We start from the raw sequence: 13,819 nt of genomic DNA, 5'->3' as shown, positions 1-13,819 counted from the left end.
TACACGCCAGTGTAAGTCTGTGCTAGATAAATGCAAAAAACCGCCTCAACGGCGGTTTTTTTATGCGTGCGATAAGACAATCAATTAATTTTAAAGAGTTCAACATCGAAGATCAGTACTGAACCCGGTGGGATAGAGCCTACCCCGCGGTTACCGTAGGCTAACTCTGCCGGAATAAAGAAACGGACTTTTTCACCTTCAACCATTAATTGCAGCCCTTCCGTCCAGCCCTTGATCACTTGGTTCAGGCCAAATTGGATGGTTTCGCCACGGTCGACTGAACTGTCAAACACTTTTCCATTCATCAGTGTGCCGTGGTAGTGCACGGTTACTTTGTCAGATGCTTTCGGGTGAACGCTGCCTGTTCCTTCTTGTAGTACAAGATACTGTAGCCCAGATGCGGTGGTTTTTACCCCTTCCTTCGTGGCGTTTTCCGCCAGAAATGTTTCACCTATCTTGATATTCTCTGTCGCGGCTTGCTTACCGCTGTATGAACGTTGCATAAAGAAAATGACGAGGCCAATGATGGCAATAGTCAGAATAATTTTAAACACAGTAAATCCTTATATGGACGAGAGAACAAACCGAATAATCGGTTTCTGGCTGGCTCCATACTAGCAGAGCCCTTAACCACAGAAAAGTACGGAACAGGCAAGGTAAGGAGGGGATAACAAAATGAAATCATAATCAGAAATGAAAAAGGCCGCTTTATTGGCGACCTTTATTAAAACGCCCCCACTTGTTACCTCTAGACGCAGGATTTGAGTGATGCTTTATGGGCAAAAATATGGGGATTAGCTTGGGTACCTATCACTTATTTACAATTGATCGGGTTAGAGATCGTGGGCTGACTATTTTCTTTGTCAGCTTTTTCATAGGTAATGTAGCAACGGTCATGTAATAAGTGATGTCCTGTTACCTGACCACCCGACGTTTCTACAACGACGTTATTTGAAAATGTGATTACCATCTTTTGATGTTTTACAGAATAAAATGCCACAAAATCATCATCAGAGTGGCTATTATTTACCGCGATACCATTCACTAAATGTGCAATAGTCACACCATCATCGCTTGGGTAACCATACTCAAATAAGCAAAATGTATCGTCGCATCCAGGAATACCTAAATCTGTATTTTCACAGTCTTTACTGGCTACAGCAGCGTCACAGACTCGATCTTTATTTTCGAGACCAAGGAGTGCTAATTTGCCATATGTAGAATCTATAGCTGAGTGTATAGCGCCTTTCATGCCATTTAATGCGGCATATTTAGCATCACTTTGTAAATTCATAAATCTTGGCGCTGCCACTACCGCCAAAATACCTAATATAACAATCACAATGACTAATTCAATTAGCGTAAACCCTTGCTGTCTCTTCATAAGTATCACATGCAGATGTTAAATAAGGGGGGCATTATACGCCTTGTGCATAAGTAGGATAGTTGTTAGATCTTAATTTTTACTGAATACATGGAATCTTTTGTGAACAATGTAGCTAGCATTTTCGCGAACACGGGAATTAGCGCGTTTTTTGTTGTCTGTGTCGAAAATAAGCCGCAGATATATCAGCGGCTTTGTCTTATTGGATTTGTTTTACGGGTTAAAGGGAAACCATAACACAGATATGTTGGATTAGCCTTGCTTGCCTGCTTTGGCATTGAGGATCACGTCATTCTCAATGTCCTGACGGTAAGCTTTATAGGCGAGGGTCAGTTCTTCGGCTTTAGCATTGAATTTAGCATTACCGATCAGGTTATACATTTCGTACGGGTCGTTGGCGATATCGAACAGGTACTTGTTATTGCCTGCACGGTCAACAATCAGCTTATAATCACCCACACGCACAGCGTATTCATTGATTGGATCATCCTGGTATGGCATGTCAATTGTCCAGATCATTGGTTTATCACGCTCAACTGATTTTCCAGCGAAAGTACCAGTAAACGACGTGCCGTCAATTGGACGATCAGTAGGTAGATCAAATCCAATGATTTCGCTTAGGGTTGGCACAATATCAAGGCCGTAAATAGGTTCATGAGACTGGGTGCTAGCACTAATTGTCTGGTTGAATTTCATGACCATCGGGACGCGGATCCCACCTTCAAATAGGTTATCTTTACGACCGCGTAAGCCTCCGGTTTCACCCGCCATATTCAGTTCCCATGGCTTGCGAGCCTCTCGGGTGACTGGCCCATTGTCTGATGAGAACAAGATGATGGTGTTGTCGTATTCACCCATTGCTTTTAGCTTATCAATGATACGACCCATTTGGGCATCCATATAAGTGATGTTGGCGTAGTATTCGCCTTGGCCGCGGTAGGGTTGGCCTTTCCAGTCCCAGTGATACAGATCCGGATTTTGCTTGGCGAAAGCCGTGATATGTTCATTGTACATATCGAGGTATCGCTGAGGTGATGCAATCGGAGTATGTACTTCAGAGAATGGAACATATAGGAAAAATGGTTTATCGCTCTGTTGCGCAGTGAGCCAGTCGATCGCTTCGTTTGCAACTAACTCGCCCGCAAAGACATCGGTTTCACCCACCGGTTTGCCGTTTCGCCAGAAATTATCGGGGTAAATTTTGCCGTGACGTAAGCTTCCATCTGCTTTTTTAGCCTCAGTTTTGGCATTTTTCGGCCAGCCCGATGGCATAACAAAGGTGTGATCAAACCCCATATCAGACGCTTGTGGGTGGTCTTTCATATGGGCGCCACCATTAAGGTGCAGCTTACCCGTGATCGCCGTATTGTAACCTTCCCCTTGAAGCATGTGGGCCAGTGTGACTTCACCCAAACCGAGATGCACGTTTTGGCTATCAGGGATCCATGAACGGATACCAGTACGATATGGAGTACGGCCTGTCAGCATGCCAGCACGTGATGGCGAACACAGTGGTGCAGGTGCGTAGTATTGGGTGTATTTGATCCCCTCAGCAGCAAGTTGATCGAGGTGTGGTGTTTTGACGATGGGATGGCCATAGGTCGCGGTATCACCGTAACCTAAATCATCGGTATAGAAAATAACGACGTTTGGTTTATCAGCGGTCGGTGTGACAGAGGCCGTAGCGGCTACAGGTGTTGAAATGACAGCGAGTGCAATCGCGCTGGCAAGTACTGATTTATTCATATTTTAATCCTTAAAATGCGTAACCGACCATGCTGTTTAGATGGTCATTGTGAGCTTCCCTATCGTGAATAGGAGCAAAATATCGCGAGATGAGATTACTTAGAAAGGTTGTTTGGAAGCGCGCTAATGATAGTTAACGTAGTAATGAGGGGTGTGATAGCTGCCACAAAAAATGCGTGTTTAGCTATTATCTGTTTTTTTTATCAAAAATTGTTGCTGGGAATGAGACTGGACACGTTAAAGCCAACAATCCCCAATTATGCATTGTTGTAGACGATGGTGAGTCCGGCGATCAGCGCATTCACCCGCTGGGCGGTCAGCAGATGCAGATCATGATGTGTGGCTGACTGGCAAATGAAGTGAATGGCCTGATTAACGCTCGAGAGCGAGATGGCGTCTGCGGTGAGGGGAGAGCTACCGCATAGCTCAGTAAAGGCTTTGGTATTACCATCGGCGTCATGGTATTCGTGCCATTCGTTCTGCCACCACCCTAGTTTTCGGTTTTGTGAATGCTCAGCTGGTGGGTGGGTTTCACCCACGACATAGAGTAAGGCGGTTTGATGCTGTTTTACGTCATCGGCAAACTGGGTGATGCAAGCCCCGCGCAAGAAAACCTCATGACTAAGGCAGTGCACGCTGTTGGGCCCGCCATGACCAAGCTGTTTCAGGACCGCAAAATGCGTATGGGCGGTGAGCACGGGCAGAGCGTGGCTCATGCTTTTACTTCCCAGTGTTCCTTCGCCGAAATCACAGCGGTCAAACTGGGGACGGGATAAGAAATACTGTTCACGATGGTGGGCGAGTTCAATGGCTGTGGCTACATCGGCAATTGGCGGTATTGGGGCATCGAAACCTGGTTGATAGCGCCCTTCAGTTGAGAGTGAAAGTGGCACTAAGCTGCTGCTTATATGTAGGATTTTGTTACTGTTCATATCCGTACTGATCAGCATCCAAAGCCGATTATTACGGCCTTTATAAGGCAGGGTAAACGCACTGGTCGCGATGTGGTGAGCCAGTGGTTGCTGCCACATTTCCATTAAAGCCAATTGATGTAGCTGCTGACAGGCCCGATCAAATGGGGTACCGGTAGAACGCGCCCACTGAATAAGTGATATCGGTGCGTCGCTGATTGGGTTCGCGAGAATGTCTTGCAGTCGGTCAACGGTATTAGCTTGGGCTTTATGAACTGGATAGCGAGCAGAGAAAGTTCGACTGCACAGTTTGCATTGGTAGCGGATCTGTTGAGTACTGCTTGCCCCAAAGCGCTTGAAGCTTGTTTGTCCACAAGCAGGGCAGAAGCGACCCGTGAGCTGACTGAGTTGGGTTTGCCAATGCTGCCAGATCTGATGATAGCTATTGTTATCCAGCATTGGTGGTGTGGCCCCGCAGCGACGACAATACATGGCAAGAAAGCCAAGGGCACGGATATTGTATTCGTAGTCAGGAGAGTGAGAGACACCGAGATTGGTACAGAGTCGGCTTTTACAAACGTTTAAGTCAAGCATTCAACAGTAAATCGGAACTACAAGATAATTAGCCAATAGTATTGGGTTGTTTTACCTGCTGCAAATGATGATGCGTAACCATAGCTATACGTCACATTATCGCTATTCCACATGTTACTGTGGGTTATGTAATATCCGACGGGATCAACGAAAACAACAGGCCGTTGACGGGTTTGTTTTCCATCATGATCCGGTTGCGGGCAGTACATTCAAACTGGGCTCGACAGGCGAGAGCGGTACGCTGGCTGGCGAGGTTGCCGAGATGGGTAACAATTTCTAGTCGGGTCAGGCCGACGGTAGCAAATGCGAACTCAGTAAGAGCTAAGCAGGATTCGGTCGCAAAACCGCGTCGCTGAGCATCTTCTTTGATCCAATAGCCTAATTCTGCGGAATTGCTCTGGGAGGAGATATTGCTTATTGAAAGGCTGCCGAGAAAGTCATCGCTCTGGCGGTCAAAAATCGCAAACTCATAACTGATGTCATACAGCCAGTTTTGTAGGCTGGCATGGATCCACTCATGGGCTTCTTCTTGGCTGTAGTTTTCGGTACACCAAGTTAACCACGGCTTGAGGCTGGTCTGTGAATGGAGAATAGCATCATATAACGCTAGCACATCAGCATTTTTAAATGGACGGAGTAGAAGCCGTTCAGTGAGAAGTTCGTAGTCTGTTTTCATCCGTGATAATGGATAGTCTTTAGATGGTTGACTCTACCAGCATAAGTGACTGGTGGTTGAATGCAATATTTTATCGTAACGTTATCTCAATACGTGAAATAAAACGTGTGCGCAGGGGAAAGAAAATGGGCTGCAATTATTTGCAGCCCATTTTATTCATAATACGACACTGAGTTGCCGAGGTTAACCACCAATGCGACGGATTTGGATTACCATGCCCATAAGAGGATGGTCAAGATAGTGGGTTTCACTACTGCGCATTTTTCGCTGCTGATTGAAGCGATAAGATTTAAGAAACTCTTCGACGTCAACTTTCTTTTTTACTTCCTGTAAATGGCCCACTTGTACATTGCTCTCCGTGACCAAAGGATTGATACCCGTGTCAATAGGCTCTGCCCCAACGATAATCTCACGTCTGTCTGGTTCGCGAAGATCAAATGTGGCGTCGGTAAACAGATAATGCTGAACATAAACCTTCATGGTACCGTCCAGTTCATACAGTGGAGAACTTGGCGATATTGCGCCAGTATCGGTAACGGCTCCAGTATTGGTATCGTTAGCCGATGGGTTATCTGTCGTGATGGTCATGCCTGTATCGGTATGTGTTTCAGTACCGGCAAGGGGCATGCTGGATCTGGATGTGCCATCTGGCAGATATTGGGCCGAGAAGTCTTTACCTGCAGTGATATGGATAGTCGGTGCTGCTGCACGGCTAAGATCACCCTGACGCCAGCCAAAATGGGCGAGAGGGGTAAAGCCTGCGTGCTGCTTTAGCTTGTCATATTGCGGGTTTAATTGAAATTGTGATGGTGACATCGGTCGGATCCCGCGCGCTTTTAGCTGGGCGGTATCGCCAAAATCAATGGTGCCAGTGAGATCGATAGGCGTAAGTTGATCTGGCCACGACTCATTTACCTGTTCAGGTGCGATATTGCGTTTGAACAGGAGTACCTCGATGTCAAATTGTCGCGCTGCCAGGCTTGGCCAACTAACGGCGATAAGCAGCAAATAAATCAGTTTTTTCAAGATAATACTCCGCACTTAAGTGCCCTCTATTATAGAGTGTTTTCAGCCAACTTTGTTAAAAGTCCGTCAACATACTTAATTCTGTCTTTTCTGTCACTCATTGGTGCCAGTACTTTTAGCTTAGTTGGGCCCTCCATCCTAAAATGTTGTGGTTGTGATTGCAGTAAACCAACCAAAAATCCGGGATCAATCGCAGCATTTTGATTGAACTCGATGAAGCCGCCTTTTTCGCCCGCCTCAATTTTACGAATACCGATACCCGCCGCTTTGAGTTTAATATGGTTGAGGGTGAGTAAGTTGGTGGTCGCTTCTGGCAATAAACCAAAACGATCAATCAGTTCAACTTTCAGCTCGTTAAGCATTGTTTCGCTGTCGGCGCTGGCAATGCGCTTATACAGTGAAAGACGCGTATTGATATCAGGGATAAAATCGTCAGGCAGCAAGGCTGGCAAGCGAAGTTCTACTTCGGTTTGTTGGCGTAGCAAGTCATCCAGTGATGGCTCTCTTCCTTCTTTTAGAGCATCAATGGCCTGTTCAAGCATTTCCATGAACAGGGTAAAGCCGACAGATTGGATTTGACCACTTTGTTCATCCCCCAGCAGCTCACCGGCACCACGGATTTCAAGATCGTGGGTGGCCAAGGTAAAGCCTGCGCCTAAATCTTCCAGCGATGAAATCGCATCAAGGCGCTTAATGGCGTCTTTGGTCATCCGCTTTGGATGTGGTGTTAGCAAATAGGCGTATGCCTGATGATGAGAACGACCAACCCGACCTCGTAGCTGGTGAAGCTGAGCTAACCCCAGATGATCGGCGCGGTTAATGACAATTGTGTTGGCGGTAGGTACGTCGATACCCGTTTCAATGATGGTGGTACACACGAGCAGGTTAAAACGCTGATGATAGAAATCACTCATGATCCGCTCAAGTTCACGTTCCGGCATCTGCCCATGGGCGACAGTGATACGGGCTTCTGGGATCAGCGTTGCCAAGTCCTCGGCCATTTTCTCTATCGATTCCACTTCGTTATGAAGGAAGTAAACCTGTCCACCCCGCATGATTTCCCGCAGTACTGATTCACGGATCAGTGCATCATCGCTTTCACGCACAAAAGTCTTAATCGCCAGACGCCGTGCGGGCGGGGTAGCAATAATCGATAGATCCCGCATCCCACTCATCGCCATGTTCAAGGTGCGCGGAATAGGGGTGGCGGTCAGCGTTAGAATGTCGACATCCGCTCTGATCGCTTTGATCTTTTCTTTCTGGCGTACCCCGAAGCGGTGCTCTTCATCCACAATAAGCAAGCCAAGATCATGGTAATCAACGGCGGCGTTCAGCAGTTTGTGGGTGCCGATCAGAATATCAATTTTTCCCTCGGACATATCGGCGAGGATCTGCTTCTGCTCTTTGGCTGTCTTGAAGCGTGAGAGTACTTCGACCCGGATTGGTGTGTTAGCAAAACGGTCACGGAAGTTTTCAAAGTGCTGCTGGGCCAGCAAGGTCGTAGGCACCAATACTGTGACTTGCTTACTGTTATCGACAGCGACAAAAGCGGCGCGCATTGCTACTTCGGTTTTACCAAATCCGACATCACCACAGACTAGGCGATCCATGGCTTTCGCTTGGCACATATCAGACAGAACGGCATTAATCGTTAAGGCTTGATCATGGGTCTCTTCAAACGGGAAGCCCGTACAGAAATCGGCATACGCTTCACGATCAAGGTTGAATTTAAACCCGGGCTTCATTTCTCGTTTGGCGTAAACATCGAGCAATTCGGCCGCAACATCGCGGACTTTCTCTGCGGCTTTCTTGCGTGCTTTAGCCCATGTTTCACCGCCAAGTTTATGCAGTTGCACGGACTCTTCTGCTCCCCCTGAATAGCGGCTGATCAGGTGCAGTGATGCGACTGGCACATAGAGTTTGGCGCCGCCTTGGTACTCAAGAGTGACATATTCAGTTTTTAAACCACCGGCTTCAAGGGTTTGCAGCCCTTGGTAGCGACCAATTCCGTGGTCAATATGGACAACAGGTTGACCCACCTGAAGTTCAGCCAAGTTGCGGATAATGGTGTCCGCATTGATGGTTTTTTTATCATCACGGCGACGACGTTGTACAACACGCTCACCCAATAAATCACTTTCGCAGATCAGGGCGATAGCCGGATCGTCAAGGACAAAGCCTTGCTCTGCAGCACCAATGATCAGGCTGAACTTGCTCGGCGCGGTTAAAGCCTCAGTGAGTGAATGACAGACTTGAGGGCGTAATTTGATACCAACCAATAAATCAAGCAGTGCCTCTCGGCGTCCTTCTGATGCCACAGAGAAGACAATTTTACCCGTAAAGTTTTCAGTAAAACGACGTAACTCGGCGAGAGGCTCCTTTAGTTGGTGATTGATGGTCAGGGCTGGCACCGCGCTGAGTGGCGGATTGAATCGGCCTGCTTTTTCCGGTTCGCTGTCTTGGCGGATCCGAACTTGCGGCAGCTGCTTAAAGTGGCTGAACATTTCATCTTTGGCCAGCCAGAGTTCTTTGGGTTCAAGCAAAGGACGCAGGGGATCAACCCGTCTTTGGTCAAAGCGGTAATCAGCATCATTAAGGAACTGATCTACCGCAGGTTCGAGCTGACCGATGGTGAGCAGTAAGCTGTTATCTGGCAGGTAATCAAACAGGGTTTCGGTGGTATCGAAAAACAGTGGCTGCCAATATTCGATACCCGCAGGCCAAGTACGCTTACTGACTTGCTGATAAATTGATTCAGGTTCGCGACGGGCTTCGAACCGCTCTCGCCAACGCATTCGAAAGTTTTCAATGGCCAATTCGTCGGTTGGAAACTCATGGGCAGGTAGCAGGCGAATTTGCTTAATTTCACCGGTTGAGCGCTGATTTTCAGGGTCAAACTGGCGAATAGAGTCGACTTCATCATCAAAAAAGTCGATACGGTAGGGCTGATGGCTACCCATCGGGAACAGATCTAGCAGCGATCCTCGGCTGGCATATTCACCGTGCTCCATCACCTGATCAACATGGCGGTAGCCTGAGACTTCGAGCTGTAACCGGAGTTTGTCGAGTGACAGATGATCGCCTTTGCTGACCAGTAGCGCATGCTGATGAATATAAGCGCGTGGTGTCAGGCGTTGCAGTAGCGTGCTAATGGGCACGAGTACTACCCCGTCTTTTTGCTGAGGTAGGGTATATAGTCGAGCTAAACGCTCAGAAATAATGTCTTGGTGCGGTGAAAAATTATCATATGGCAGGGTTTCCCAGTCGGGGAAAACACTGACATCTTGGGGAGTAAACTGACTGATTTCAGGTTGCAGGCGTAGTGCCGTCTGCGTATCTGGTACCACGGCCAGTAATGGACCGTTATGGGCTTGTGCCAGTTCGGCGATAGAAAGGGCCAAGGCGGCCCCCGAAATATTACCGATAAAACGGCTGTCTCCTTGCTTGTCAGGCAAAGGAAGAGAGAGGATAGAGTGTGCTTTCATGGTTCTACCGGTCATCTGATCGCTGTTGGGCGCGTTGGCGCAATATTTTTTGTTGGAAGTAAAGTGCTGCTCGGATCAGTAGATCCTGATCATCATCCAGTAAGCGGATATATTTCAACGTGATTTCAAATTTTTCGTCTTGCTCGATACAACTGCTGACTTCTGCATAGGCGTAGACAGCTGCGGCAGGGTTATCAATAAAGAGCTTGAGGCGAACCCGGGTGCCGTTGGCAAGCGGTTGAGCGGCAAGATAGGATAAACGGCTCGCGCCGAAGCTATGGGTAATGAAGCGTAGTGATGCATCATCTTGCTGGGAAAGCACATAAGAGAGCAGCAGGTTAATTTTACTGTTCTGCGCGGTCAGGTATTGCATCAACCCTTTATGCTCATCCTTATTAAACTGAGACAGTGAGCGCTCTAGCCCTTCGTCAAGACCACTGCATTCACTGGCTATGCGAAACAACGGCGGAATTTCTTGCTGGAAGGCCATCATGTTAGGCACGGGCTCAGATGGCTGAAGTGGCTCCACATTGATGGTCAACCCGGCATGGACTGAAAAATACTCGTCCTGGTTCATCTCGCACTCGCAATAAATTAACTATCCTACGATTATCACTTAGCTATCGTCTGGGGGCAAGTCAGCGACAGTAATAGTGGCTATTTTACTCTCTGTTTTCACATTACTTTTACCATTGCTACATGGTAAAAGTAGACGGTAAGAGGTATGCTTGCGGGCAGTATTTATCAGGATGGTTGCTTCTTTTTCTATGTTTCATCCCGTCTCTTTTTTTATTGGTTTGCGCTATCTGCGTGGACGTTCAGGTGATCGGTTTAGCCGATTTGTCTCCTATATGTCAACAGCGGGTATCACGATTGGTGTCATGGCGCTGATAACCGTACTGTCTGTTATGAATGGTTTTGAGGAGCAGCTTAAAGAGCGAATTCTGGGGGTGATGCCACAGGCTGTGGTGTCCGGACCTGATGGTCATCTTCCATGGACCAAACAGCCCCCACCGTTTTTAAAAAGTCTTCCCCATGTTGATATGGTAACGCCAGTCACGCGTGGTGAAGCAATATTACAAAGTGCTAATTCACTGGCTGCAGGGATGCTGTTGGGTATTGACCCGAATAAATTCGAACCGGTTAAGTATTATATTAATCAGGGGGATTTATCGGACTTGCAGCCGGGGAGTTACCGTATCTTATTGGGGCAGGGATTAGCTAATCAGCTGGGGGTTAAGATCGGAGACAAAGTCCGATTAATGGTCACTAGTGCCAGTCAATATACTCCGCTTGGGCGTATTCCTAGCCAACGGAACTTCGAAGTGGCGGGTCTGTATAATACGGGCTCAGATGTCGATAACCAGTTGATGTTAACCAATATTGAGGATGCAGGACGGTTATTACGCCTGAAGAAAGGCGTAATAACCGGTTGGCGATTGTACGTTGATGACCCGTTTGTTGTACCCGAATTGTCGCGCATTGCATTGCCTGATGGATTGGTATGGTCTGACTGGCGCGAGCAGCGCGGAGAGCTATTCCAAGCCGTTAAGATGGAAAAGAATATGATGGGACTCATGCTCGGTTTGATCATCGGAGTCGCTGCATTCAATATCATTTCAGCATTGATTATGGTGGTGATGGAGAAACAGGCAGAGGTGGCTATTTTGAAAACTCAGGGTATGACCAGCCGTCAGGTTTTATTGGTCTTCATGGTGCAAGGGGCGAGCAGTGGTGTGATTGGCGCGATTATAGGAGGCCTGTTAGGCATGCTCTTGGCGGTTAATATAAACAGCCTACTCGCTGTACTCGGGGTTGATTTAATTATGGTTGGTGGCGCATTACCTGTGGTTGTAGAGCCGCTACAAGTTCTTATTGTTATCGCTGGTGCCATTTTGTTGAGTTTACTAGCAACTGTATTTCCATCATATCGGGCGGCATCGGTTCGTCCTGCTGAGGCACTGCGTTATGAATAATTCGTTATTAGTTTGTCAGGGACTGCGTAAGATTTATCGCGAGTCCCAATTAGAAACTGAAGTCCTGAAAGGGGTTGGGTTTAGTTTGAATGCTGGCGAGCTGATGGCGATTATCGGCTCATCGGGTTCGGGGAAAAGTACCTTGCTGCATCTTTTAGGGGCGCTGGATACGCCAACTGAAGGGGATGTGTTTTTTAAAGGCCAGAAGCTAAATGCAATGAGTGCTAATAAACAGGCTAAATTGCGTAATCAGGAAATTGGCTTTGTTTATCAATTTCATCACTTGTTGGCTGACTTTACCGCCGTGGAAAACGTTGCGATGCCACTATTGATCGGTGGATTATCGGCCAAGAAAGCTCGGGCTCAGGCACAAAGCATGCTTGAATTGGTAGGGCTATCACACCGCCTTGAACACCGCCCTTCCGAGCTCAGTGGCGGCGAGCGTCAGCGGGTTGCCATCGCTCGGGCTTTAGTCAACCGTCCTGCATTGGTTTTAGCGGATGAGCCAACGGGGAATCTTGATCATAAGACGGCTGTGGAAATTTATGATTTGATGCGTAAACTGAATCGTGAATCGGGTACTGCTTTTTTGGTTGTAACCCATGATACAGAGCTTGCGTCAAAACTTGACCACTGCATGCACATGCAAGATGGCGAATTGGTTAAGGTCGAGGTGGCGTAATGTTCCGACCGATTTCTCTTTATATCGGTAGCCGATTTAGCCGAGCTAAGCAGCGTAACCGGATGGTGTCATTTATTTCAATGTCATCAACCCTAGGGATAGCGGTGGGAGTCGCGGTGATCATTATCGGGTTATCAGCGATGAATGGTTTTGAACGCGAGCTGAAAAATCGTGTGTTGTCGGTGATTCCTCATGGAGAACTGGAAGCAGTGAAACCGCCGTTTGTTGATTGGCAACCGGTGCTGAAGATTGTGGAGCAGCATCCTCGAGTCACCGCTGCTGCACCGTATATAAAATTCACCGCTTTGCTGGAAAAAAACAATAGCTTGAAAGCGGTTGAAGTACGAGGTGTAAACCCTGAGCAGCAGCGTAAAGTCAGTGCGTTACCTAACTTTGTTAAAGATGGTGCATGGGACCGATTTGAGGCCGGTAAGCAAGAGGTCATATTGGGGCAGGGCGTGGCCGACAAGTTGGGTATTGGGGTTGGGGATTGGATCACCGCAATGATTCCCAACCCGGACTCAAGTGACAAGCTTAAGGCGCCACACCGGATCCGTCTGCAAGTGGCTGGGCTATTGGCGCTAGCTGGTCAGATTGACCATAATCTTGCCCTTGTGCCATTGGCGGATGCACAGCGATATCTTTCAATGGGCGAGGGGATCACAGGGATTGAGCTGAACGTTGATAATGTACTGGATGCTCAACATATTGTGCGAGAGGTCGGTTATACCTTGCCTGTCACGGTGTACCTGAAAAGCTGGAATCAAAAATACGGTTATTTGTATCGGGATATTCAGATGGTACGCACGATCATGTATCTGGTGATGGTATTGGTGATCGGGGTGGCGAGTTTCAATATTGTCTCCACCTTGATGATGGCGGTAAAAGATCGTGCCGCCGATATTGCAATTTTGCGAACAATGGGTGCTTCAGATAGGCTTATTCGCTCAATATTCGTTTGGCATGGTGTGATGTCAGGGCTGGTTGGCAGCTTGATTGGCTCAGTTTTAGGGGCGCTGGTCGCGGTTAATTTGACAGGGCTTATTACTTGGTTGGAGTCCATTATTGGCCATCAGTTTTTGTCAGGGGATATCTATTTTGTCGATTTTCTTCCGACAGAACTGGTCTTTCATGATGTGATACTGGTGACGGTTACTGCGGTAATGCTGAGTTTCTTGGCAACGTGGTATCCCGCTAAACGTGCCAGTGCGTTGCAACCAGCTGCGGTATTGAGTGCAAAGTAAGTAGTCAGTGGAATGTGATATCCCTTTAAAGTATTTTACTGACGATCACCATTGTTACGGTTGGTGATGCAGTATCGCTATCAGATGGCACTAAA

At 47.6% G+C, this 13,819-nt stretch carries 11 protein-coding genes; 3 read left to right on the top strand and 8 right to left on the bottom strand.

Translation table 11 applies throughout. The features are described 5' to 3' along the window. Window positions 1-80 precede the first annotated feature (80 nt). The 8 genes from bamJ to L4D12_RS00880 all read right to left on the bottom strand — a co-directional run bounded on the left by bamJ (window position 81) and on the right by L4D12_RS00880 (window position 10,399). Entirely contained in the window at window positions 81-554 is a 474-nt protein-coding gene (gene bamJ / locus L4D12_RS00915) for a BamJ family beta-barrel-assembly machinery protein (RefSeq protein ID WP_428445933.1), read from the bottom strand. 260 nt (window positions 555-814) lie between these two features. Beyond that, window positions 815-1,384, bottom strand: a complete 570-nt coding sequence (locus tag L4D12_RS00910) for a prepilin-type N-terminal cleavage/methylation domain-containing protein (protein ID WP_428445932.1) — start codon at window positions 1,382-1,384, stop codon at window positions 815-817. 252 nt (window positions 1,385-1,636) lie between these two features. Continuing rightward, complete coding sequence (locus tag L4D12_RS00905; RefSeq protein ID WP_428445931.1) at window positions 1,637-3,130, bottom strand: sulfatase family protein; 1,494 nt, start codon at window positions 3,128-3,130, stop codon at window positions 1,637-1,639. A 257-nt stretch (window positions 3,131-3,387) separates the two neighbouring features. Then, the gene (locus tag L4D12_RS00900; protein WP_428445930.1) at window positions 3,388-4,635 is read right to left on the bottom strand and encodes a transposase-like zinc-binding domain-containing protein; all 1,248 of its coding nucleotides are present in this window, start codon (window positions 4,633-4,635) and stop codon (window positions 3,388-3,390) included. A 124-nt stretch (window positions 4,636-4,759) separates the two neighbouring features. Then, window positions 4,760-5,311: a GNAT family N-acetyltransferase gene (locus L4D12_RS00895; RefSeq protein WP_428445929.1), complete on the bottom strand. Its 552-nt coding sequence runs from the start codon at window positions 5,309-5,311 to the stop codon at window positions 4,760-4,762. 183 nt (window positions 5,312-5,494) lie between these two features. Beyond that, window positions 5,495-6,337, bottom strand: coding sequence for a peptidoglycan binding protein CsiV (locus L4D12_RS00890; RefSeq protein WP_428445928.1), 843 nt, complete (start codon window positions 6,335-6,337; stop codon window positions 5,495-5,497). A 29-nt stretch (window positions 6,338-6,366) separates the two neighbouring features. Next, window positions 6,367-9,822: a transcription-repair coupling factor gene (gene mfd / locus L4D12_RS00885; protein WP_428445927.1), complete on the bottom strand. Its 3,456-nt coding sequence runs from the start codon at window positions 9,820-9,822 to the stop codon at window positions 6,367-6,369. A gap of 4 nt (window positions 9,823-9,826) precedes the next feature. Continuing rightward, a complete protein-coding gene (locus L4D12_RS00880) occupies window positions 9,827-10,399 on the bottom strand; it encodes a PilZ domain-containing protein (RefSeq protein ID WP_428445926.1) in 573 nt (190 codons plus the stop codon). A 190-nt stretch (window positions 10,400-10,589) separates the two neighbouring features. Here L4D12_RS00880 and lolC point away from each other — a divergent pair, with 190 nt between their 5' ends. From lolC to lolE, 3 genes are read left to right on the top strand one after another with little or no spacing between them, the layout of a single operon-like run. Continuing rightward, the gene (gene lolC / locus L4D12_RS00875) at window positions 10,590-11,798 is read left to right on the top strand and encodes a lipoprotein-releasing ABC transporter permease subunit LolC (protein ID WP_428445925.1); all 1,209 of its coding nucleotides are present in this window, start codon (window positions 10,590-10,592) and stop codon (window positions 11,796-11,798) included. Beyond that, complete coding sequence (gene lolD, locus L4D12_RS00870; RefSeq protein ID WP_428445924.1) at window positions 11,791-12,480, top strand: lipoprotein-releasing ABC transporter ATP-binding protein LolD; 690 nt, start codon at window positions 11,791-11,793, stop codon at window positions 12,478-12,480. The genes lolC and lolD overlap by 8 nt, the downstream gene beginning before the upstream one ends. Further along, window positions 12,480-13,724, top strand: coding sequence for a lipoprotein-releasing ABC transporter permease subunit LolE (gene lolE, locus L4D12_RS00865; RefSeq protein ID WP_428445923.1), 1,245 nt, complete (start codon window positions 12,480-12,482; stop codon window positions 13,722-13,724). Before lolD ends, lolE begins: the two co-directional genes overlap by 1 nt. Window positions 13,725-13,819 lie beyond the last annotated feature (95 nt).

Source organism: Photobacterium nomapromontoriensis, assembly GCF_050336815.1.
GTDB lineage: Bacteria > Pseudomonadota > Gammaproteobacteria > Enterobacterales > Vibrionaceae > Photobacterium > Photobacterium nomapromontoriensis.
This window is presented reverse-complemented; position numbering and strand designations above follow the sequence as displayed.

Bases quoted from the DNA above. Each gene is read 5' to 3' on its own strand.
- L4D12_RS00910 (WP_428445932.1), bottom strand. From the start codon at position 1,384: ATGAAGAGACAGCAAGGGTTTACGCTAATTGAATTAGTCATTGTGATT.
- L4D12_RS00905 (WP_428445931.1), bottom strand. From the start codon at position 3,130: ATGAATAAATCAGTACTTGCCAGCGCGATTGCACTCGCTGTCATTTCA.
- L4D12_RS00900 (WP_428445930.1), bottom strand. From the start codon at position 4,635: ATGCTTGACTTAAACGTTTGTAAAAGCCGACTCTGTACCAATCTCGGT.
- L4D12_RS00895 (WP_428445929.1), bottom strand. From the start codon at position 5,311: ATGAAAACAGACTACGAACTTCTCACTGAACGGCTTCTACTCCGTCCA.
- mfd (WP_428445927.1), bottom strand. From the start codon at position 9,822: ATGAAAGCACACTCTATCCTCTCTCTTCCTTTGCCTGACAAGCAAGGA.
- L4D12_RS00880 (WP_428445926.1), bottom strand. From the start codon at position 10,399: ATGAACCAGGACGAGTATTTTTCAGTCCATGCCGGGTTGACCATCAAT.
- lolC (WP_428445925.1), top strand. From the start codon at position 10,590: ATGTTTCATCCCGTCTCTTTTTTTATTGGTTTGCGCTATCTGCGTGGA.
- lolD (WP_428445924.1), top strand. From the start codon at position 11,791: ATGAATAATTCGTTATTAGTTTGTCAGGGACTGCGTAAGATTTATCGC.
- lolE (WP_428445923.1), top strand. From the start codon at position 12,480: ATGTTCCGACCGATTTCTCTTTATATCGGTAGCCGATTTAGCCGAGCT.